We start from the raw sequence: 22,551 nt of genomic DNA on the forward strand, positions 1-22,551 counted from the left end.
CGATCATGCTCTTGGCTTCACCAAGTTCAATTGCCGTAGAAAGTAACGAAGACATCCACCTCAGTGCAGATGGGCAGATCAACCAGATTGCACAAGGAAGCATTAACACCAGTACGCAAGACAGCATCATCGGACATGCCAGCAAAAAGATCAGTTTATTTGCAGCGCAAGAAGGGGCACGACTCTATGCAGGCAAAGGCAAGATTGAGATTCAAGCTCAAGGAGATGGTGCTGATCTGATTGCAAGAAAGGGTGTGCAGATTATTTCGACGGAGGCAAATGTCGACATCACGAGTGCGAAAGAAATCGTACTGACCGCAGGCGGTTCACAGCTAAAAATAAATGCTTCAGGGGTATTTCCTACGACTGCAAGTAAGTTTGAGGTTAAGGCAGGGCAGCATCAGTTTGTGAATGGAAAGAATGTATCAGCAAAATTTCCAGCTTTACCTACCTTTAAATTATTACCTAATAAAGTGGAATTAAAATACATTTATGATGACTTAAAACCTGTTGCACAAGCTCCATTTAAACTGATTTTTGCTGATGGTTCTGCCCAAGAAGGTGTATTAGATGCCGAAGGTTATGCCAAAGTCACTATTCCTAGTGATAAAACTCAACCTAAAGTCTACTATGGCTTTAGTAGTGTTGAGGCGAAACCAGATAGAGAAAAAATTGATAATCCTTTTAAAGATCAAAAAGTGATGAGTGTTAGTGAAGCTGAACAACTTATTGAGCAATACAACCAACAAGAATTAGATGCATTATTAGATGAATATTTCCCTGATGAAATTGAAGACATGCTCATGTCGAATAATATCGAATACGATGATCATGTAAGCGATTATGAAGAACAATTAATACCACAACAAAATAATGTAGATGATGCAATAGCAGATGATTTAGAAGAAATTTTACTTACAGATGATTCTACTTCTAGATTAGACCTAGGAGATAAACAATGAATACTGCCGTAGCCAAGGGTTCAACGCAAGCTGTAAGAGTAACAGCTAAAGGGGAAGAATCGGCGGCTCAATGGATTAAAGGTGTACTTGATGGTAGTGGCTCCAGTCCCGCTCAAATTATTGTTGCAGTTGTGATAGGTTGTATACCCTTTGTTGGTCAAGGCGTTGATGTCGGGAATGTGATTGTCTCAGTCGTTAAAATATCAGAAAAGCCAGATAATAAAGAGAATTGGTTTGATTTGGTATTTAATCTTGTTGCATTTGTTCCAATTGCTGGTGATGGATTAAAAATTGTTTTTAAACAATTGCGTTCAGGTAAAGCTATGGGAGCTATTTTGGATGCAATACCAAGCAAAACATTACGTGGTGATGTAGATAAATGGTTTAGAACCTTAAATTGGAATACATACACAAGAGAGCTGCAAACAACTAGTAATAAAATTATTGATGGTTTAATTGGCGTTTTTGATAGTTGGATGACACGAGCTGTTCTCGGCAATGCTAAGTTAAAAACATTAGTAACTCAGCTTCAGCAAATGAAGAAAGTTGCCAATCAAAAAATTGATATGGTTATGAAAGAAATGCAAGCAGCCCATAAAAAGGCACTAGCAACTCCTTATCCTAACACTACAGCTAGAGCTCCAATTACGACTCGAACAGCGACAACAACCAGTAGACCAAATCAAAATCCAGCCCCACGAACTCAGCAAAATGGCAATGTATCAAGAAATACTGGAGGAAATAATGTAAGCCCAGGTCGTCAAAATACTTCAACACGACGTCAACAATTACAGCGAAAAAGAAGATCGAATCAAGAACTTGGTTCAGGTGGTGAGCACATTACGGATTATTACTATGTAAAACGCATGAAAAGTCGCTCTAAAATTAATAATAATGGCGTGCTGTACGAATATCACGATACGGGTCATAACGGACTTGATCATGTATGGCATAGTGCTCGACTAGCACATAAGTATCGTATTACAGACAGTAAAGCGACCAATGCACTGAGTCATCGAACACTGATGACACCAAAGGCAGCCATGATGGCATTGAAAATGGGTCTCGATGTTTATATGGCATCAGACCAAGATGATAAGGTTAAACGTTCAGTGGGGACGACTGTGAGTGATGGTGTGCAGATGTCGCATTTATGGATTGCGAGCAAAATAGATGCATCCAAAATTATTCCGAAACATAGTTCATTAATTCGTGATATTAAAACATGGAGAAGAGTCAATTTTAAGGCTTCTACAGAAAGAAGATTAGGGAAAGTTGTTGCAGTACATTGTCCTTATGACCGAAGTTTAGTAACTATAACAGGCGATAAATTTGATCATCATGAAAAATGTAAAGGTTTAAATAAACCCAAATGCACACGGACAGTTACGGCACACGGGATTAAATTAGAATTTGTTTTACCCAATGAGATGTTGGAGAGATAAAAGAATGTCGATACAAGTAAATGATCAAGAAATAGATTGGCAAAAATGGCAATTTTTAGAGATTAATGATGAAACAAAATTTAGAGATAATTTTTTAAATGCCCAAGATTATCATGAAAATTTTGAAGAACTTATAAATGGACTATATACCGTTGTAGATGGATTTAGTCATTATAAAAATGATTCTAAGTTTAGTGGATATATCGCAGCTGGTCACCAAAGAATTAGAGATGCTTTAGATTTGATGTCCTTACAATATTCAGCAGGTGGTGATTTAAATTTTACAAAAGAACTTTACCCGTATCTTCTTCATTGGACAGAAGAATATGCTGAAACGAGTCATCTTTATAATTTAAGCCCTGATGCAGGTGGACGTTATGTCTGGCATATTTCCTTGGGAACTGAAGATTATTGGTATATTGCTTTACGATTGATATGCTTTGGTTTACTGACAGGGTATGCAGATCAAATGAGTCGAATTATGACGATTATCGACTACACAGAAGCAACACCTGAAGGACAAGAAAAAGATGGCTTAATCGAGCGATTGGTTGCTCCATTTGTAAAAAATCGAGGCATACCACCGAATGATGCACGTCGTCATTTACCTTATCGTAAGCTCATTAAACTTTTTGATGCTGCACCTGAAAAACGTCCAGCGATGATGTTGCAATACTTAGAAGATTGGTATGAAGCCAGTCGTCGTGAACCTTATCATGATCAACATCCACAACCTGATATTAGATCAGGCATCAGTTATTTTGGTTATTGGTCATGGGAAGCAGCAGCAGTAACATGGCTATTAGATATTGACGATTCAACTTATCGAGAGCATCAATTTTATCCGAAAGATTTAGTCGATTTTGCTAGATCGCAAGCTGAATCGGTTTCAGCAGAAACCACTATAGAAAAAATTAAAATCAAAGGTGGAGAGCAATCCACGAAAACAGGTTTTTGGACGACTCCTGCCCAGCCAAATCAGCGTCAGCACTTTAGTAAAGGTGAGATTTTACCAATGCTTTCAGAGACAGATTGGGGTGAAGTATATTGGTATTTTGATGGTGAAGAATAATTTTAATTTGCCCTTCGGGGCATTATTTTTTATTTATAATAATATTCTCAGTTAGACATTTCAAATAACAAAAGTTTAGACATAACTAAATTTTATCATCAAGAGAAATGCAAAGAATTAAATAAAATTAAGTGCACACGGACAGTAACTGCACACGGTATTAAATTAGAATTTGTTTTACCAAACGAGATGTTGGAGAGATGAAAGTATGTCAATACAAGTAAATGATCAAGAAATAGATTGGCAAAAATGGTTGAGTTTAGAAGTAAAAGATACAAGTTTATTTAGAGATAAGTTGCTTGAGCAAGAAATGTATCACAAGAGATTTGATACGTTTGTTAATGGGTTATATACAGTTGTTGATGGATTTAGCCATTATAAAAATGATTCTAAATTTGGTGGATATATAGCATCTGGTCATCAAAGATTGAAAGATGCTCTGAACTTGATATCTTTACAATATTCAGCAGGCGGGGATTTAAATTTTATAAAAGAACTTTATCCATATCTTCTTCATTGGACAGAAGAATATGCTGAAACGAGTCATCTTTATAATTTAAGCCCTGATGCGGGTGGCCGTTATGTCTGGCATATCTCCTTAGGAACAGAAGATTATTGGTATATTGCTTTACGATTGATATGCTTTGGTTTACTGACAGGTTATGCAGATCAAATGAATCGGATTATGCCGATTATCGACTACACAGAAGCAACGCCTGAAGGACAAGAAAAAGATGGCTTAATTGAGCGATTGGTTGCTCCATTTGTAACAGATCGAGGCATACCACCGAATGATGCACGTCGTCATTTGCCCTATCGTAAGCTCATTAAAGTTTTTGATGCTGCACCTGAAAAACGTCCAGCGATGATGTTGCAATACTTAGAAGATTGGTATGAAGCCAGTCGTCGTGAACCTTATCATGATCAACATCCACAACCTGATATTAGATCAGGTATCAGTTATTTTGGTTATTGGTCATGGGAAGCGGCAGCTGTTACATGGTTGTTAGATATTGATGACACCATTTATCGAGAGCATCAATTTTATCCAAAAGATTTAGTCGATTTTGCTAAAGCACAATCAGAAAAAGTACAAACACAAGATTCAGTAGAAAAAATTAAAATCAAAGGTGGGGATAAATGTCCAAAAACAGGTTATTGGACGACTCCAGCCCAACCAAATGAACGTCAATATTTTGATAGAGGTGACATTTTACCAATGCTTTCAGAACAAGACTGGGGTGAAGTATATTGGTATTTTGATGGTGAAAAATAAACTTAGAATATCGCAAGATTTAGCCATCCTTATAGGGTGGCTTATTTTTTTATGATAAAGCCTAGTCATAATTACAGGCGATAAATTTGATCATCATGAAAAATGTAAAAGGTTTAAATAAACCCAAATGCACACGAACAGTGACTGCACATGGAATAAAATTAGAATTTGTTTTACCGAATGATATTTTACCAGAGTAAGAAGATTGAATAGTCAAGTAAATGATATAGATATTAATTGGGAAGAGTGGTTTAAGCAAAAAATACTGATTAATAAAAATTACAGAGATAATTTATTACAACATGAAATGTATAGCCGAAGGTTTGATACGTTTCTTAATGGTATTTATTCAGTAACTGATGGTTTTCAAAAATATAAAACAGGTAGTAAAGCTAGTAAAAAAATGGCGGCAGGTCATCAAAGGTTACTAGATGTTTTAAATTTAATATCTTTACAATATTCTGCAGGTGGTGGTATACGCTTTATTCAAGAACTATATCCATACATTTTAAACTGGATGGAAGAATATGCAGATATTCATGCTCAGTACCATCAAAGTACAGAAGCAGAAGGACGTTATGTTTGGCATATCGCTTTGGGAACAGAAGATTATTGGGATATTGCTTTACGATTGATATGCTTTGGTTTACTGACAGGCTATGCAGATCAAATGAATCGGATTATGCAGATTATCGACTACACAGAAGCAACGCCTGAAGGACAAGAAAAAGATGGTTTAATCGAGCGATTGATTGCTCCATTTGTAACAGATCGAGGCACACCACCGAATGATGCACGTCGTCATTTGCCCTATCGTAAGCTCATTAAAGTTTTTGATGCTGATGCAGCAAAGCGTCCAGCCATGATGTTGCAATACTTAGAAGATTGGTATGAAGCCAGTCGTCGTGAACCATACCATGACCAGCACCCTCGGGCTGATATTGATGACGGTTTCCTTTATTATGGTTATTGGTCATGGGAAGCCGCAGCTGTGACATGGCTATTAGATATTGATGACACCATTTATCGAGAGCATCAATTTTATCCGAAAGATTTAGTCGATTTTGCTAAAGCACAATCAGAAAAAGTACAAGCACAAGATTCGGTAGAAAAAATTAAAGTACGAGGCGGTGAAAAATGTTCTAAAACAGGTTTTTGGACGACACCTGCTCAGCCAAATCAACGTCTGCACTTTAATAAAGGTGACATTTTACCAATGCTTTCAGAACAAGACTGGGGTGAAGTATATTGGTATTTTGATGGTGAAGAATAAAACTATATCGCTCAAGGGGAAACTTTCGTATTTATCGAAGTTTAATAAAAAAACTTTAGCGAGGGTTTTAAAAGACATTACATATTCGAATAGCTCATACTAGCTGCACCCTCATGTATAACCTAAGTAATTTTTTATAACGGATCTTTAGTTAAGATTAATTTGGCTGCGGAAAAATATCACCGTTTAATGTTGGATGATAAAGGCGTGTCTTTTTACATCAGGAATTAAAACTAATAACGAGGTGGAGTCAGAGCAAAGCAAACTTTCTCTTTGGAATACATCCAAGTAGTAATGAACGGAAAAATAACGATTTTTTTAACAAAAGTTTCAATATGAAAAATTATCTGAGTTTAATTTTTGGATTTTCGATATGTTGCCTATTATTGGCTTGTACTCCAAATACGAAAAGTAAAGGAAATGAAATCATGCCACCACAAAGTGCTATTTTACATTTTGGACAGCAAGGATTAAAAGATTTTATTCAATATAGTAACGCGCCAATAGACCGCCAACCTGCGGGGATGAATTTTTTGTCACTAGATTGGAGACCGCCCAAACTGGGACAGGTTAAAATTATAACTGAACAAAGTAACTTTGAAATTGATAATGTTATTAGTGTAATGGGGACGCAAATTGCACGAATGGGCAATGATGGTGTTTTGATTATGGATGTAACCGCTAGTTTACATGCTAATGAATATACGACTAGAGAAGATGCATATCAGGCTTATGTAAAACTTATGAAGCAAATGAGTGAGAAAAACTGGAAGCAGTATTTTTTACCTTATTCGGAACGTATAGATAAAAAAGATAATTTAAAATATATGAGTCAAAACATGGGAGAGGTTATTGACCCTAGCTATATTTTAAGTTTTAAAGAGTGGCAAGAAATGATGGATCTGACTAATGGCCATATGTATTTTAATTTATATAATAGTAATATTAATTTGGGGATATCTCTTTCTAAAACATATAAAGATGATAAAAAAGAACAGTATATGCTGAGATACAGTTTTGAGCATTTTAGATATACTGGTTTTAATGCTATTTCTAACTCAGATGAAATGACAGCAGAACAGTTAAAACAAGCCTTTTTAGATGAAAGAAGAGACAATGAAAAAGATCGTAAATTTAAGGAAGAAAAAATTAAACTAGAAGGCTATCATATTGATGACAGCTATGTAGACCCTGATGTTTGGCAATATATGAAATAGGATATTTGGTGGGCTTTGTTTTAGAAAGTTGTTTGTTAGGTTTGATTTAGCAATATAATTGTGAGACGAGTAAGCCCACACCTAAAATCTATTCGACATCCAACTGGCCTAATTACAATAAAAAGATTTAATTAATCGTGGAAATATTTCGATTTGTTTCGATCTTCAGACTCAATACCTTCGCCTTCAGGCAAACTCTTGGGTAAATTAAATAGATTGGACTTGATCAGGAAAGCCTCTACGTGGCGGACGATTCTTGAAGCCGTAGGCTCTGACACACCATAACTCGTTGCGACATGAAATAATGTTCGATATTCACGCCAATAACTTAAGCTCAGAAGGATTTGATCTTCTACACTTAACTTAGATGGTTTACCTTTAGCAGGTACAAGCATTTTTAGCTGTTCAGCCATTAAATCAAAGGTTGGCCATGAGATGCCTGTATATCGCTTAAACTGTGTTTCAGAAAGCTTTTTTTAGTCGATGTATTTCATTCGCAAATTATGCATGAATATTTAAAATTATTCGGTACACATAGTCAGCAAGTGATAGATCGTTTTTTGATTTATGAAAGAGATCTATTGATAAAGTTATTAAAATTCAAAATACAAATTGGAAGGATGCAATCTTACCTAAGGATACAACCGAAACTGTTGAATACCTATTAAATCGAGAAGCTTCAAAGAAAACAGTACAGCAGGGACAAATATTACATGCGACATCAAGTACTAGTCGTGCTAATTCAAGAGAGAGTAGTTCAAATAAAGCAGATAGATAATGAAAGTTGATCAAAAACTGAGATTTAGAGTAATTAATTTTTTAAAAATGATTACAAGTTATAGTTTTTTAAAAAAAATTTACTATCTCAATAAGGAATTTACTGTTGCTTTTGAGAATGCTTTAAGAAAATCTAGTGAAGAGTTTGAATTATTAACTAGACATGAGAGAGAATTATTAATGTATCTCTATGTTCTAGATATTGAAGAAAAAACTTTATTAGATTTTCTAGGAAGTAAGTTCAAAAAAGAAGTCTATTCAGATTTTATATCTGAAAATATACACTCTACAATTTTTGGAAGATATGGTGATGAGCGCGGGCTTGAAAATGATCCTCTATATAAAAAATTAGGAATGGTCGGAAGGGATTCTGGTTGGATATTCGAAAATCTACATGAAAATGAAATAAAAAAGATATGTATTGCAAATGAGTTTACAGCATTTATAAAAATAACCCTATCTGATTTTGATAACGAATATTATATTCCTCATTATCCTTTTTTGTATAAAAAATGGAATTTTGAATCATTTAACAAGTTCGTGTATTGGAGTTTCATTCGCAGTATTAAAGTTGAATTAATTTTCGACAATAATCAAATAAATAGTGATATTGAAATTTTTTCAGGTGAAGAGATCCAAATTTCAGGTATATATGAACCTTGGTTTGAAAAATCCGTCTATCAAAAATTAACCAATGACCCTGAATATAATGTGTATGTTGGTTGCCCAAATTATTTTTTGGAAGGTTCGGAAGCTACTCAATATAAATTAGAAGGCACAGATGATTGGTATGACGTGAAATGGCGGCTTATATGGGAAGACAAACGCTATTTAGACGGAACAATTCCAGAAGAAGAAAAGAAATATATCTTTGATATAGAAAATATAGGAAAACATGCCAATCAACCCGAAACTGAATCAAATGAAAAATTAAGTATGGCGGCTGGGCAGGTTAGCCCTAAAGCAGGCTATTGGTATACAACAGCCAAATCAAATTCACGGCAATACTTTAAAAAAGGCGATATTTTTCCTGATTTTGAAAGTGATTGGGGCGAGATGTATTGGCAGTTTGATGGAGAAGAATAAAACTATATCGCTCAAGGTGAAAACTTTCGCATTGATGGAAGTTTAATAAAAAACCCGCTTTCGCGGGTTTTTTGATCTCAAACGAGATTACATATTCGGATAGTTCGGACCACCCGCACCCTCAGGTACAACCCAAGTGATGTTTTGTGACGGATCTTTAATATCACAAGTCTTACAGTGAACACAGTTAGCAGCATTAATTTGGAAACGCTTAGAACCATCATCATTTTCCATGATTTCGTATACGCCAGCAGGGCAGTAGCGCTGAGCAGGCTCATCCCATTGAGGAAGGTTAACATTTACTGGAATTGATGGATCAGTTAATTTTAAATGCGCTGGCTGGTTTTCTTCGTGTACTGTATTTGAAACAAACACTGAAGATAAACGGTCAAATGTAAGCTTACCATCTGGTTTTGGATAGTTTGGTTTGAAGTTCACTGCATCAACAGTTTTTAAAGCACTGTAATCAGGTGTCAAATCACGTAAAGTGAACGGAACTTTAAATACATTTTGATCGATAAAGTTGAATGCGCCACCGAAGAATGTACCAAACTTATGCATTGCAGGGCCAAAGTTACGAGCATTATATAACTCTTCTTTCAACCAACTGTTGTTAAATTTCTCTGTATATGACGTTAACTCTTTAGCAAAGAAATCTTCGCCTTCTGTCACACGAGCAATTGCAAGGTCGCCGCCTTTTTCTACACCAGCTTTAATTGCTTCAAATACAGCCTCACCACATAACATGCCTGATTTCATAGCAGTGTGTGAACCTTTAATTTTTGCAAAGTTCAAGAAGCCAGCATCATCACCAATTAAGCTTCCACCTGGGAAGGTGAATTTAGGAAGAGAGTTAAAACCACCTTTAACTACTGCACGTGCACCGTAAGAAATACGTTTACCGCCTTCCAATACATCTTTAATTAATGGATGTGTTTTCCAACGTTGCATTTCCATGAATGGATACATATGAGGGTTTTGGTAAGATAAGTCGACAATCATACCCAATGATACTTGGTTATTTTCAGCGTGATATAACCACCAACCACCAGATGAACCAGTTTCAGTTAAAGGCCAACCCGCACCGTGCATGACTTTACCTGGTTTGTGCTTCGCTGGATCGATTTCCCAAAGTTCTTTAATACCGATACCGTAATGTTGAGGATCAGCGTCTTTATCTAAGCCGAATTGAGCGATTAGGCGTTTACCTAAGTGACCACGGCAGCCTTCAGCGAATAACGTGTATTTCGCATGGAGCTCATAGCCTGGTGTAAAGTTATGTGTTGGCTCACCATCTTTACCAATACCCATATCACCTGTTTGGATACCTTTTACAGTACCATCAGCATGATACAGAATTTCCGCTGCTGCGAAGCCCGGGAAAATGGATACTTCAAGCTCTTCAGCTTTTTGTCCTAACCAGCGTACGACGTTACCCAGAGAGATGACATAGTTGCCGTCGTTGTGCATTGTTTTAGGCACAAAAGCATGAGGCATTTTTTGAGATTTTTGATCTGAAAGAAGGAAGTACGTTTCATCTTCTGTAACAGGTACGTTTAAAGGCGCACCTTCTTCTTTCCAATTTGGGAACAATTCATTAATAGCGCGTGGTTCAAGCACAGCACCAGAAAGAATATGCGCACCTACTTCAGAGCCTTTTTCAACGACACATACAGATAAATCGTTGAGGTTGTTTTCAATTGCAAGTTGACGGATTTTGATCGCAGCTGAAAGACCCGCAGGGCCCGCTCCAACGATTACAACGTCAAACTCCATCGATTCACGTTCGATGTGTTCCATAAAGGACTCCTCATAAAGTAAAGGGTGGCAACCGATAATTCCGACGGTGCTGCCATGAGTGTTCTTAGTTGCAGGTACAATTTTGCTCTCGTACCTTTTATATATTTTGCGCTAGTATAGGTTCAAACCTTGATCAAGCCAATTGGCTGAGTCGCTTTATTTTCCGTCAGCAGGGCATAAACCATGGTAAAACAAAATGATTCTATAACAGCACAGCCTGATTCACTTGTACCTGATGATAAAAACTTAATCAATATCGTACAATATCTAAAAGATGCACAGTCAAGTCACAAAAGGTCAATCCCACCTCTTGAACAATGGAACCCAAAGCATTGTGGCTCAATGGATTTGAAAGTAAAAGCGAATGGTGAATGGTGGCACGAAGGTCAATTGATTAAAAGACAAAGCCTCATTGACCTATTCTCGACAGTACTGTGGAAAGAAGACAACAAATTTTACTTAAAAACACCCGTTGAGCAAATCGAAATTGAAGTCGAAGATGAACCTTTATTGGTCAATCAGGTAGATCAAGTCGAGATTCAAGGGCTTTCCTATCTACAGCTAACAACGACCACTCAAGATCTCATTATTGTGGATCAAGATCATCCAATCTTTATGCGTGATTTTCAAGGAGAGATGCGTCCTTATGTGCATGTGCGCTTTGGCATCAACGCATTAATACAACGTTCAGCTTTTTTTCATTTAGTTGACATGGGGGAGTTGAGCGAAAATGAGCAAGGTGAATCGGTCCTGAATTTAAAAAGTGGTAATTTGCTATTGCAATTAGGGACTTGAGGTTTAAGCTTAGCCCATTCATTTAAGCATTATAAAAGTAGTCGTTGAGATGTCTGCAATTTTACCCCAACCGAGCTCTAATGAGCCTATGCCTCATGCACTTGAACATGCCCCTATTGGTATTTTCGACTCGGGTATTGGTGGTTTATCAGTTGCATTGGAAATAGCAAAATATTTACCCAATGAGCATATCCTTTACTATGCAGATACAGCTCATGTCCCTTATGGTCCGCGTGAAGATCAAGATATTCGTCAGCTCACAGCACATGCAATTGAGTGGTTGTATCGTCAAGGATGCAAAGTTGCGGTTGTTGCGTGTAATACGGCCTCAGCTTTTAGTCTGGATTATTTAAGGGCGCATTATGGTGAGCGATTTCCAATTATTGGATTGGTTCCTGCGTTAAAACCTGCAGTTTTACAGACACAGTCTAAAGTGGTGGCTGTATTGGCGACTCCAGCGACTTTTAGAGGTCAGTTAATCAAGGATGTAATGCAGAATTTTGCAGATCCTTTAGGTGTTAAAGTTCATCAAGTCACCAGTTTGGATTTGGTTCCTTTCGTGGAAGCAGGGCAACAAAATTCGCAAGCCTGTATTGCAACATTACAACGGATACTTGATCCCGTCATGCAAGATCAAGCCGATTATTTGGTGTTGGGTTGTACGCATTATCCATTTTTAAAATCAGCAATTGAGCATCTTTATACAGAGCGACTGACTTTGGTTGATTCAGGATTTGCTGTTGCACGCCAAACAGCAAGAGTCCTTATCAAAAATAAATTCAATGCTACTCAACCATATGACAAATCAGTGCAGTTGCGTTGTGTTGTCAGTGGCGGAAATGCGCTTGAACTTCAGCCTGTACTTCAAAATATGATCGGGCATGAAATACTATGGTCAATTGAAAATTTAACTGATACATTCGAAGAAGAATGATCAATATCAAGCTATATATTTTAAGCCTTATGAGTAAGGCATTTTTACCTAGATGCAGGATTGGATTAAGGCATGCTAGATAAGCGTTACCAAGTGTTTATTACAACTTCTGGTAAAGAGATGCAGCCAGAGCGTATGGTTGTGTCTCAAACGCTGATCGGTATGGGTTTTTTTTCATGGGGTTTAGAACAAAGAACACCTGTAACAACCGCTTTTGCACGCCGTCAAATTGATGATTGTGATTATGTACTTCTGCTTTTAGGAAGCCAGTATGGCGAGCAATCTGTCTCTGGTATTAGTTACATGCACTTGGAATATATCTATGCCGTGACTAAGCAAAAGCCCATTATTGTATTTATGCATGAACAGCCAGAATCGCGTGAGGAGCATTTACGAGAGCGTGAAGCGGATCTTCAACAGCGCTTTCAAAATTTCCGGCAACAGATCATTCAAGAAGTTGATCAGGTCGTATTTTTTAAAAGTGCTCGTGAATTAGAGCTTGCACTCAGGTCTCATATGCCTCAAATGCTTGAGCGTTACCCAGTTTTGGGTTGGGTAAGACCACAAAGCATTCAAGCAAAACAAGATGAGATTGATCGATTAAGAGCTCAGTTGGCACAAGCAAAAATGGAACAAGCCAAATCTGAAATCGATCCTTTTCTATCTTTGCCTAGAATAGAGTGGGATGATCAATTCAGTTTTGATTATCGTATGCATGCCTATGTTGATAGTCATTTTAAAGAAATTATTTGTATACGTTCCATGCGATGGCATGAAATTTATGCTGTTCTTGAGTCTCAATTTTCCCAAGCAACACCAGAAGATTTTTATTCTAAAGTGTTGAATCAGTATTTGACTGATACGGGGCTGGTCGATGCTCAATTGCAACTTCCTAAGGCACATATGGTATCTAGAGCACAGATTAATGTACGTGCATTGCATACCATCAAGCAACAAATGCGTAATAATGAATGGATCGTTCCTGTAGGACGAGATGATCGTCAGCGGATGTTATGGAAATGCATGAATAAATAGATCAAGTTCATATGATAGTTTTTCTCTTTCATTCACATTTTAAAAAGCAATCATAAAATCACGCCGAATTTACTTAGACTCTGATAAAGTATTTCTTAATTAAACAGTGAATTGATGTGGATCAGATGTCTGAGTTAAAGCCGAAAATCACCGTAATTATTGCCAACTTGGGAACACCAGATGCCCCTACAGTGCCTGCGGTACGAACTTTTCTAAAACAGTTTTTATCTGATCAGCGTGTGATTGAGATTCCATCGTTTTTGTGGAAAATTATCTTACATTGTTTTGTTTTACCATTTCGACCAAAGCATGTTTCTGAAGCATATGCGCAGGTGTGGAATGGAGATTCCCCTATGCGTGAAATTCTGTTGAAGCAAACAGATTTAATCCGTCAAAAAGTTATTCAAGATTATCCAGATTTTGATGTTCAGGTCGTTCCTGCGATGACTTATGGTCATCCTAGTATTCATGAGGTTCTAAAAAAACTTACTCAGACACCGCAAGATCACGTCATTTTATTTCCACTTTTTCCTCAATATTCAGCGACCTCTACAGCACCTTTGTATGATGCATTGGCGAAATGGGTTTTAACGCAGAGAAATTTACCTGGCTTAAGTTTAATACGCGATTATTATCAACATCCAAAATTTATTCAGGCTTTGGCAAAGAGTGTTCAGGTTTTTCAGGCGCAACACGGTAAAGCGGAAAAATTATTAATGTCTTTCCATGGGATTCCTCAGCCTTATGCAGATAAAGGTGATCCATATGCCGACCGTTGTAGGGTTACAGCGAAAAAAGTCGCAGAGGCTCTGGGATTACGTGACGATGAATGGGCTATCAGCTTCCAATCACGATTCGGTAAACAAGAGTGGGTCAAGCCATATACAGATGCGTTGCTGACTGAGTGGGGACAACAAGGAGTTCAATCTGTCCATGTTCTCAGCCCTGCTTTTTCAGCAGATTGCTTAGAGACTTTAGAAGAGTTGGCTGTGGAAAATGCCGAAACCTTTAAAACAGCGGGCGGGAAAGACTATGCCTATATTCCAGCGTTAAACACTGATGCAGCACATATTGATTTGTTGGTCGATTTAGTAGAAGCTCAACTGGATGCACTCAAGATTACCCTCCAACATTCTGCGTAAATTTAAAGGTTCCTATGCTTCAAGTTAAAATTATTCCTGTGACAGCATTTCAGCAAAATTGTTCATTGGTTTGGGATCAAGAGACCAAAGAAGCTGTGTTAATTGATGCAGGTGGTGAGCCTGAAAAAATTATGCAAGTTGTGCAAGAGTTAGACTTAACAGTGAAGGAGCTATGGTTAACTCATGGTCATCTTGATCATGCTGGTGCGGTCGGAGCATTGGCGAGAGAGTGGGGTATTCCAGTAATTGGTCCTCATAAAGAAGATGCATTTTGGTTAGATATGATTCAGGAAGTTTCAGCACGATATGGGTTTCCGATACCTGAACCTGTTGTGGTTGATCAGTGGCTTGAAGGTGGTGAAACTTTAAAACTAGGGGATGAGTCCTTTGAGGTTCGATTCGCTCCCGGTCATACGCCTGGCCACGTCATGTTCTATAATGCTAACTATGGCTTGTTATGGACTGGCGATGTTCTTTTCAAGGGTTCAATTGGTCGAACAGATTTTCCCAAGGGAAATCATCAACAGTTGCTGGATTCGATTGAGAGAGAATGTTTTAGTTTGCCAGATGAAACACAGTTTATTTCAGGGCATGGTCCAATCAGTACCATTGGCTATGAGAAAAAGTTTAACCCGTTTGTGGCAGGTAAAGCTGGTTAATTAAAAACGAAAAAAGTGATCTCGATTGATGTCATTCAATTCCCAAAAGAGAAGGGCAGCGGCTAACACAAATAGTGCAGAGATTAAAATCAAGACGAAATCATGTTGATAAATGCCTAGACCTGCAAAAAGGAGGCCTAGGCAAGATAAAATTATACTGAGTGTGAATGTGAATTTATAAAGTCTCATGTATTTATGAAAGTAGAATTGTTGTTTTAATGTGATTATCATCACAATATCACAACATAAACTTAAATAAAATCACATTTATCGAGTTTTCTTAAAAAAGCTAATTTTTTTGGTTGTGTAAATATAATTGAATTATTTTTTTTAATATTGAGCAAAGTTGGCATTATTCATGATATTCGCCTTGATCAGCTTGAGGAGAATCCTGTGTTGGAAGGCGATATTCATCGTTTGCCCAAGCCCCTAAATCGATAAGTTTGCATCGTTCAGAACAAAATGGACGAAATTCATTGCCAGTCCATTGACTAGGCTGTCCACAGCGTGGGCACGGAAATGTTTTTGGCATAAATGAATCCTAGTAAAATAAAACAGCTAAAATAGGCAAAAGCATCTAGAGTTGCTAGACTTGTCGCGTTTTCATAAGTTTGATCTGATTATGCCGATTCGTCAATTTCAAGCACAGCGTATGCATGCGCCACGCGACTTTCAACCGATTCTAGCTGAACCACTATGTGTTGAGATTGGGGCGGGTAAAGGTAAACATGCTTTATTGTTTACGCAACAAAATCCGCAAAGACAATTAATCGCGATTGAACGAACCAGAGAAAAATTTCTAGCGATGCAAAAACAGCATCAACTAGAGGGTCAAACCAATTTGCGACCTGTACATGCAGATGCAATCCCTTGGATCGTACATGCGCTATTTCCACAGCAAGTTGAAGATTTTTTTATTTTATATCCGAATCCCGAACCTCATAATCCAGCGCAACGTTGGTTGAATATGCCTTTTTTTGAATTTTTACTGTCTCGATTGCAATCGAATGGTACGATCACTTTGGCCAGCAATATTCCTGAATATATCGACGAGGCAGAGCAACAGCTGCTTAATGTTTGGAACCTTTCTTATGTTAAAGAAAGAATCCCTTCAACTTCGGCAAGAACGCATTTTGAAGTAAAGTATCTAGAGCGTGGTGAATTATGCCAGCAGTTGATTATTCAAAAACCTGAAGCGTACCAAACTCGCTTCGATCACTTTATGCCTCTGCAAGGGCAAATGCCGATCTCTTCTGAAAATCAACAAACGAATAATCTATGAATTTGGAATATTCAAAGCGAATCGCAATCGTAGGCGCAGGTCCAGCAGGTTTAATGGCTGCTGAAGTTTTATCTGCTCATCCTGCATTTGAAGTTCATATTTTTGAACAAAAGCCTTCAGCTGCACGTAAATTTTTGATGGCAGGTAAAACAGGTTTAAATATTTCTCATGCCGAACCTATCGATCAATTTATTGGTCGTTATGATCATGCCGAATGGCTTGCACCTTGGGTAAAAAAATGGGATGCGCGTTGGATTCGAAATTGGATGAAAAACCTAGGGATTGAATCCTATGTTGGAAGCTCTGGTCGTATATTTCCCAATGAAATGAAAGCAGCTCCATTACTGCGTGCTTGGTTAAAAAGTTTAGTGGATTCCAAAGTCAATTTTCATTATCGGCATCAAATTACCGCGCTTAATCAAAATGAACTGACAGTTTTTGATACTCAATCCAATTCAATACGAACTGAGCAATTTGATGCGATTGTATTGGCGTGTGGCGCTGTGTCCTGGGCACAGTTGGGTAGTGATGGGGCTTGGCAGTCATGGTTAGCTAAAGAAGAGTTAAAAGCGTTTTCCCCGAGTAATGCTGGTGTAGTCAGAGCTTGGTCTTCGTATATGGAACCTGTATTCGGCTCGCCACTCAAACGAGTTGAAGCTTGGGTGGATCATCAGCCCAAAGCTAAGGGTGATATCGTGATCACCCATTATGGTTTGGAAAGTGGGTTGATCTATAAGCATGGTCGGGCACTTCGAACACAATTGCAATATCAAGATTCCATGGTTTTAAATTTAGATTTACTGCCAGAATTATCTGAGCATGAAATTATCTCTAAACTTAAGAATGCTAAGAAACAAAGCATGAATAATATTTGGCGAAAATTGGGATTAGACACTGCAAAGTCAAATTTATTACGTGAATTGACCCCAAAGCATGATTGGGCGATTGCAGAGAAGATGGCTCAGCATATTAAGCATTTATCTATCAAACTAGACGGTTTTAGACCCATTGAAGAAGCGATTAGCTGCGCAGGTGGTGTACGGGAAATTGCACTGACTAAACAGTTACAGTTGAAAAGTAATCCAATTGTTTTCTGCTGTGGAGAGATGTTGGATTGGGATGCCCCGACAGGTGGTTATTTACTTACAGCATGTTTTGCAACAGGTCGAGCAGCAGGATTAGGTGTAATTGAATACCTAAATAAAACTGTTGAAAAAGACTAGCCAAGCGCTAGTCTTTTTTTATGATTATTTCGCAGTGAGTGCATTGCCTTCAAATTTAATGCCATCCCATCCATGAATCATGAATTGACGGATATTTTGATGATCTGAAGCTTCAGGTGTAGCCAAAACAGAAGCATAGTGTTCTGCAAAAAGCTGTAATGTTTGTTCTTGAGAAAGACCATTTAATTTGGCAAAAGAAAAAACTTTAGCACTCCCTTGATTTTCATTACTGGCATTATATTGTTGACCATTACTAAATGCGGTTGGCGTATGTGTATAACCTGCTTCAATAAATGAAATTACGTCGGCAAATTTTGCTTCGCCATTTTTTAATTGTTCCAATAATGCTTGAGCCATAATTGAGTCCTTACACGTTTAAATTTGCTACATCTTAACGAAAAAACGCGTGAATCCAAGACAATAATTCGTTACTTTTTAAGGTAAAAATATGATCAATACACGAGAACGGACATAATATGAGTTGGTTATGGGTAGCATGTGGTGGAGCGATTGGTGCAACACTTCGATATATGACCAGTATGTGGTTCATGCAAAATGCATATCAATTTCCATGGGCAACTTGGATTGTGAATATTCTGGGCTGTGTTCTAGCAGGGGGATTTTTTGCATTCAGTTTACAGTATCCTGTATTACAACAAGAGGCTCGCCTATTTTTTATGGTTGGCATATTAGGTGGTTTTACCACCTTCTCAAGTTTTGGCTTGGAAACTTTTCAATTGATAAAATCTGGACAATACAATTTGGCACTGATTTATGTTTTGAGTAGTATCTTGATTGGACTCTTGGGATTGATCTTGAGTTTTTCCTTTACTCAATTTTATTTAACCCATAAATAACGATAAAAATAAAAAAAGCCTAAATTGGAGGAGTAAATTTAGGCTTAAAAATAGTGAGAGTCGAAAATTTTATTATTTACGTTTAAAGCGACCAAAACGCTTATTAAAACTTGCCACACGACCTTCATTATTGGCTTGACGGACTTCACCAGTATAGAAAGGGTGCGAAGCACTTGAAATATCTAGCGTGATATAGGGGTAAGTTTTCCCTTGATATTCTTTGGTTTGCTTTGACTGAATCGTACTACCAATGATGAAATACTGATCTGCGTTAGTATCATGAAACAGTACTTCATGGTATTCAGGATGAATATTGGGACGCATGGAAACACTCCTAATTATTTATATTTTGTTATAATATAACATAACAATAATAAGGATTGTAAGGTCTTGTTAATTTTTCAAATCGGAACGAGCGTTTCAAACAAATCATTGAGATTGTCATCGACCTTTAAGTTAATCAGATTCCAATAGTGTCCAGAAATCGTACGATTGACCATTAATGTGTCTGGAGAGGGCTTAAATGTATCCCAATACTTAAGTGATTTTTTCACTAAAATGACGCCATCATGATGAGATGAGTTTTCAGCAAAATTGTATTGAGTGGTAAGGGGTCTGAGCAACACTTCTAACCATTGTTTATAAAGTTCCTCAGGGAATTTTCCTGTTTCAGCAAGAGCATCCAACGCGAATAGATGTTGTTCAATCTCTTGGATATTTTCAGCACGACCAGCGCGAACTAATTTTTTAAATCGATCCACCAGTTCAGCAGATAAGGTTTTAACACCACCAAAATCATAGATGATGACACTACCATCTGAGCGGAAAGCAAAATTGCCAGGATGCGGATCACAATGAAAACGTTTTAGATAGAAAATCTGATGACCAAGAGCTTGAATTAGTCGACGACCAATTTCGTTGCGTGTATCAAGCGGCCAAGTGCTTGCGGTTTCAATATTGTCACCTGCTTCTAAGCTCAATGTTAGAACTCGTCTGCTGGAATAATCTTTGAACACTTGTGGGATAATAATTTTAGAATCCAATGCTTGATGGAAGGTTCTAAATACCTCTAAATTCTGCACTTCAATTTCATAGTTGAGCTCTTCGTGTAAGCTGTCTTGAATTTCTGCAAATAATCGATCTTGTAATTTTTTATCGACTTTTAGTACACCCATCAAACGTAAGGCCAAGCGAACTTGTTTTAGATCGCTTTCGCATGCTTCATCTACGCCTGGGTACTGTACTTTTACAACGACTTCTTGGCCATTTTTTAAGGTGGCTTTATGAACTTGCCCAATCGAAGCTGCTGCAAAAGGTTGTTCATCAAATGTTTTAAAAACATCTAACAGTGGCTGACCAAGTTCTTTTTCTACTTGTTGCTTGATTTGTTGGAAGGGCATCGCAGGGGCTTGACGTTGTAATTTAGCAATAGCCTTCGCGACTTCAGGCGGGAAAATATCTTTGTATTGTGATGCAATTTGACCAACTTTCATTACAGCACCTTTCATTTCCCCAAGGGTATCTGCAATTTGAACACCAATGTCTTGAAATAGCTTACTGCGTGCTTCGTTTTTTTTATCATCATCTGCATTAAAGGTGCGAATAGAGTTGGACACGGTTTTAGTAGCAATACTTGCAGTCATACCTGCGAGTTTCATGAAACGACGGCCGGGAGAGCTCGCTTTGTTTGCCATGAGTTAAGAACCTCGATTCATTATTTTCATCTTCTGATTTGATCATAGGCGACAAATTAAAAGATGCATATTTGAAATTGTTAATGAGTTGTAAGTAAATGATTGGCTAAAAAAATAAATCCCGAGCATCCGGGATTTATTGTTCATGATGATTGACTACGCTCAAGTCGCTGATTATTCATATATAAACGTCCGAGTAAGAGTACACAGGCAATACTTAACCCCACGATCAATCCAATCCATACACCCGCGGGACCAATATTGGTAAATCTAGAGAGATATACGCCTACAGGAAACGCAATCACCCAATAGGCAAGCATAGTAATCCACATAGGACCCTTCGTATCTTGCATGCCTCTTAGACATCCTGCAGCACTGATTTGCCAAGCGTCCATCAGTTGGTAAGCAACAGCGAATAGCACCAAGTAAACCGCAATTTGAGTCACCAATACATCAGAGGTGTACAACGCGACAATTTGATGGCGGAAGACCCACAATAAAACCATGGTCATTACTGCAAGTACAGTACCTGTTGCTAAACCCAACCATTGGACTTTACGCATAGATTGGTAATCCTTTTCGCCATAATACGTTCCCACTCGGATGGTAAGTGCGATCGCCAGAGACATCGGGATCATAAATAATTGTGACGTAATGGAGATGGCAATTTGATGCGCTGCAACCGTAATTTCACCCAATGGACTCAATACAATTGCAGCGGTACTGAAAATACTGACCTCAAAGAAGATAGCCAAGCCAATTGGGAAACCTAAAGCAAGGATGCGTTTTAACCAGTAGCGATCAATTTTTTCAAAATGACTAAAGGGTTGGGTTTTTTGATATGCCTGATTATTCAAGATATACAATGCCAACGTGATCAGCATCAGCCACTGTAGAATTGCCGTTGCAAATCCACATCCAGCACTTCCTAATGCAGGAATTGGACCTAAACCATACATAAACACAAAATTAAGCGGAATAAGTACGACTAAGGCCATTAAACTGATCACAGTCACTGGGCGTGGATTACCAATCGCCTCAGAGTATCCTCGTAGTGCAGCAAACATGGTGACTGCTGGCATACCGAATCCAATCGCATGTAAGAATAGGCCAGCTTTAGGGTGAAGTGACTCTGGAACGCCAAGAAGAGGAAGCGTATAGGGGAGAATCTGTAAGACTAGACCAGCAATAATCCCGAGAACTAAAGCAACCCATAATGCTTGTCGTGTAATAGTGGCAATTTTCTCTGGAGTCCTCGCACCGTTTGCTTCAGCAACCAACGGCGTTGTTGCAATCATAATACCGCTAAATAGCAACATGACAGGAATCCAAAGACCTACCCCGACAGCAATTGCCGCTAAGTCTAATGCAGATAAATGTCCTGCCATAATGGTATCAATCAGTCCTAATCCTGCTTGCGAAAATTGCGTAATCAAGATTGGGATCATGAGATGAAATAGTTTTTTTAATTCATAACTGATGTTGGAAGTTGCAGTCACATTAGACACAAAAATTACTCATCGTTTTTATGTGCTTAGAATGAAGGTTTAGCGTTGTAAAGTGAGAAGCACACCTATAAAAATCACCACGCCACCCAAAATGCGCTGCCAATTAATGGCAATTTTTTCTGTACCTAAAATTCCAAAATGGTCGACTATCATGGACATAACAATCTGTCCAAAAATAATTAATGCCGATAAGGTTAAGAAACCTAATTTAGGAGCGGAATAAATACTAATACTGATGGCATAAACACCTAAAAAACCGCCGAGCCAAAGATGCCAAGGAATTTGTACAATTTCGCTCAATTGTGGTTTTTCAGTCTGTTGAAAAAAAACCAGTATTGCGAGAACTATTGTACCAATCAAAAATGATAAAAGTGCAGCTTGTAATGGAGAATATAAATATTCACGTAATTGTGTGTTAATCGCAGTTTGGAAGGTCATTGCGATTCCGATCCCAAGCGCTAAAGGGATAAAGAATAAAAATTGGCTCGCGACTTTAAACATAAATGCACCCACG

The 22,551-nt window shown here is 37.9% G+C and carries 23 protein-coding genes and 2 pseudogenes; 17 read left to right on the top strand and 8 right to left on the bottom strand.

Features of this window, described 5'->3' with window-relative positions; genetic code table 11:
* The 8 genes and pseudogenes from AC1M9I_RS10955 to AC1M9I_RS10990 form a co-directional block, all read left to right on the top strand.
* Positions 1–962, top strand: a 962-nt coding sequence (locus AC1M9I_RS10955) for a DUF2345 domain-containing protein (RefSeq protein ID WP_481611037.1), incomplete at its 5' end; no start/stop codon positions are given.
* Positions 959–2,407 carry a hypothetical protein gene (locus AC1M9I_RS10960; RefSeq protein WP_481594919.1) on the top strand — a complete coding sequence of 483 codons (1,449 nt, stop codon included), beginning with the start codon at positions 959–961 and terminating at the stop codon, positions 2,405–2,407. The genes AC1M9I_RS10955 and AC1M9I_RS10960, both read left to right, overlap by 4 nt.
* Positions 2,408–2,411: 4 nt before the next feature.
* Positions 2,412–3,479, top strand: a complete 1,068-nt coding sequence (locus AC1M9I_RS10965) for a PoNe immunity protein domain-containing protein (protein ID WP_481594918.1) — start codon at positions 2,412–2,414, stop codon at positions 3,477–3,479.
* A gap of 87 nt (positions 3,480–3,566) precedes the next feature.
* Positions 3,567–3,683 (top strand): annotated as a pseudogene (locus AC1M9I_RS10970) (hypothetical protein); the annotation flags it as partial.
* Between the two features lie 4 nt (positions 3,684–3,687).
* Positions 3,688–4,755, top strand: a complete 1,068-nt coding sequence (locus AC1M9I_RS10975) for a PoNe immunity protein domain-containing protein (protein ID WP_481611038.1) — start codon at positions 3,688–3,690, stop codon at positions 4,753–4,755.
* A 58-nt stretch (positions 4,756–4,813) separates the two neighbouring features.
* Positions 4,814–4,955, top strand: a pseudogene (locus AC1M9I_RS10980) (hypothetical protein); the annotation flags it as partial.
* Between the two features lie 5 nt (positions 4,956–4,960).
* Positions 4,961–6,028 (top strand): PoNe immunity protein domain-containing protein, encoded by a 1,068-nt coding sequence (locus AC1M9I_RS10985; protein ID WP_481611039.1) that lies wholly within the window; start codon positions 4,961–4,963, stop codon positions 6,026–6,028.
* 428 nt (positions 6,029–6,456) lie between these two features.
* Complete coding sequence (locus AC1M9I_RS10990) at positions 6,457–7,245, top strand: hypothetical protein (RefSeq protein ID WP_481611040.1); 789 nt, start codon at positions 6,457–6,459, stop codon at positions 7,243–7,245.
* Positions 7,246–7,376: 131 nt separating this feature from the next.
* Here the strand turns inward: AC1M9I_RS10990 and AC1M9I_RS10995 are convergent, their stop codons facing one another.
* On the bottom strand, positions 7,377–7,658 hold the full coding sequence (locus AC1M9I_RS10995) for a helix-turn-helix domain-containing protein (protein ID WP_481594913.1): 282 nt from the start codon (positions 7,656–7,658) through the stop codon (positions 7,377–7,379).
* A gap of 364 nt (positions 7,659–8,022) precedes the next feature.
* On the opposite strand from AC1M9I_RS10995, the gene AC1M9I_RS11000 reads away from it, so the two are divergent.
* Entirely contained in the window at positions 8,023–9,108 is a 1,086-nt protein-coding gene (locus AC1M9I_RS11000; protein ID WP_481611041.1) for an Imm72 family immunity protein, read from the top strand.
* Between the two features lie 87 nt (positions 9,109–9,195).
* Here AC1M9I_RS11000 and AC1M9I_RS11005 read toward each other — a convergent pair whose 3' ends face one another.
* Positions 9,196–10,908 carry an electron transfer flavoprotein-ubiquinone oxidoreductase gene (locus AC1M9I_RS11005; protein ID WP_481592064.1) on the bottom strand — a complete coding sequence of 571 codons (1,713 nt, stop codon included), beginning with the start codon at positions 10,906–10,908 and terminating at the stop codon, positions 9,196–9,198.
* A 183-nt stretch (positions 10,909–11,091) separates the two neighbouring features.
* On the opposite strand from AC1M9I_RS11005, the gene AC1M9I_RS11010 reads away from it, so the two are divergent.
* The 5 genes from AC1M9I_RS11010 to AC1M9I_RS11030 all read left to right on the top strand — a co-directional run bounded on the left by AC1M9I_RS11010 (position 11,092) and on the right by AC1M9I_RS11030 (position 15,473).
* Positions 11,092–11,703 (top strand): DUF1285 domain-containing protein, encoded by a 612-nt coding sequence (locus tag AC1M9I_RS11010; RefSeq protein ID WP_481611042.1) that lies wholly within the window; start codon positions 11,092–11,094, stop codon positions 11,701–11,703.
* 49 nt (positions 11,704–11,752) lie between these two features.
* Positions 11,753–12,637 (top strand): glutamate racemase, encoded by an 885-nt coding sequence (gene murI, locus AC1M9I_RS11015; RefSeq protein WP_481611043.1) that lies wholly within the window; start codon positions 11,753–11,755, stop codon positions 12,635–12,637.
* A 72-nt stretch (positions 12,638–12,709) separates the two neighbouring features.
* Entirely contained in the window at positions 12,710–13,672 is a 963-nt protein-coding gene (locus tag AC1M9I_RS11020) for a DUF4062 domain-containing protein (RefSeq protein ID WP_092768143.1), read from the top strand.
* A gap of 125 nt (positions 13,673–13,797) precedes the next feature.
* The gene (gene hemH / locus AC1M9I_RS11025; RefSeq protein WP_035264970.1) at positions 13,798–14,814 is read left to right on the top strand and encodes a ferrochelatase; all 1,017 of its coding nucleotides are present in this window, start codon (positions 13,798–13,800) and stop codon (positions 14,812–14,814) included.
* 14 nt (positions 14,815–14,828) lie between these two features.
* Positions 14,829–15,473: an MBL fold metallo-hydrolase gene (locus AC1M9I_RS11030; protein ID WP_092768141.1), complete on the top strand. Its 645-nt coding sequence runs from the start codon at positions 14,829–14,831 to the stop codon at positions 15,471–15,473.
* A 352-nt stretch (positions 15,474–15,825) separates the two neighbouring features.
* Here AC1M9I_RS11030 and AC1M9I_RS11035 read toward each other — a convergent pair whose 3' ends face one another.
* Entirely contained in the window at positions 15,826–16,005 is a 180-nt protein-coding gene (locus AC1M9I_RS11035) for a DNA gyrase inhibitor YacG (RefSeq protein ID WP_035264978.1), read from the bottom strand.
* 84 nt (positions 16,006–16,089) lie between these two features.
* On the opposite strand from AC1M9I_RS11035, the gene AC1M9I_RS11040 reads away from it, so the two are divergent.
* Both AC1M9I_RS11040 and AC1M9I_RS11045 read left to right on the top strand, forming a co-directional pair.
* The gene (locus AC1M9I_RS11040) at positions 16,090–16,755 is read left to right on the top strand and encodes a class I SAM-dependent methyltransferase (RefSeq protein ID WP_481611060.1); all 666 of its coding nucleotides are present in this window, start codon (positions 16,090–16,092) and stop codon (positions 16,753–16,755) included.
* Complete coding sequence (locus AC1M9I_RS11045; RefSeq protein ID WP_481611044.1) at positions 16,752–17,978, top strand: TIGR03862 family flavoprotein; 1,227 nt, start codon at positions 16,752–16,754, stop codon at positions 17,976–17,978. Before AC1M9I_RS11040 ends, AC1M9I_RS11045 begins: the two co-directional genes overlap by 4 nt.
* A 24-nt stretch (positions 17,979–18,002) precedes the next feature.
* Here the strand turns inward: AC1M9I_RS11045 and AC1M9I_RS11050 are convergent, their stop codons facing one another.
* On the bottom strand, positions 18,003–18,335 hold the full coding sequence (locus AC1M9I_RS11050) for a HopJ type III effector protein (RefSeq protein ID WP_035264987.1): 333 nt from the start codon (positions 18,333–18,335) through the stop codon (positions 18,003–18,005).
* A gap of 119 nt (positions 18,336–18,454) precedes the next feature.
* Between AC1M9I_RS11050 and crcB the strand changes: the two genes are divergently transcribed.
* A complete protein-coding gene (gene crcB, locus AC1M9I_RS11055) occupies positions 18,455–18,835 on the top strand; it encodes a fluoride efflux transporter CrcB (protein ID WP_481611045.1) in 381 nt (126 codons plus the stop codon).
* Positions 18,836–18,907: 72 nt separating this feature from the next.
* On the opposite strand, the gene AC1M9I_RS11060 is transcribed toward crcB, so the two are convergent.
* The 4 genes from AC1M9I_RS11060 to AC1M9I_RS11075 all read right to left on the bottom strand — a co-directional run bounded on the left by AC1M9I_RS11060 (position 18,908) and on the right by AC1M9I_RS11075 (position 22,538).
* The gene (locus AC1M9I_RS11060) at positions 18,908–19,159 is read right to left on the bottom strand and encodes a type B 50S ribosomal protein L31 (RefSeq protein ID WP_481611046.1); all 252 of its coding nucleotides are present in this window, start codon (positions 19,157–19,159) and stop codon (positions 18,908–18,910) included.
* Positions 19,160–19,236: 77 nt separating this feature from the next.
* The gene (locus tag AC1M9I_RS11065) at positions 19,237–20,529 is read right to left on the bottom strand and encodes an ABC1 kinase family protein (protein ID WP_481611047.1); all 1,293 of its coding nucleotides are present in this window, start codon (positions 20,527–20,529) and stop codon (positions 19,237–19,239) included.
* A gap of 143 nt (positions 20,530–20,672) precedes the next feature.
* Positions 20,673–21,977, bottom strand: a complete 1,305-nt coding sequence (locus AC1M9I_RS11070) for an MATE family efflux transporter (RefSeq protein ID WP_092768159.1) — start codon at positions 21,975–21,977, stop codon at positions 20,673–20,675.
* Between the two features lie 99 nt (positions 21,978–22,076).
* Positions 22,077–22,538 (bottom strand): DMT family transporter, encoded by a 462-nt coding sequence (locus tag AC1M9I_RS11075; protein WP_035264998.1) that lies wholly within the window; start codon positions 22,536–22,538, stop codon positions 22,077–22,079.
* Positions 22,539–22,551: the final 13 nt, after the last annotated feature.

This window comes from Acinetobacter sp. ANC_7553 (genome assembly GCF_056779895.1).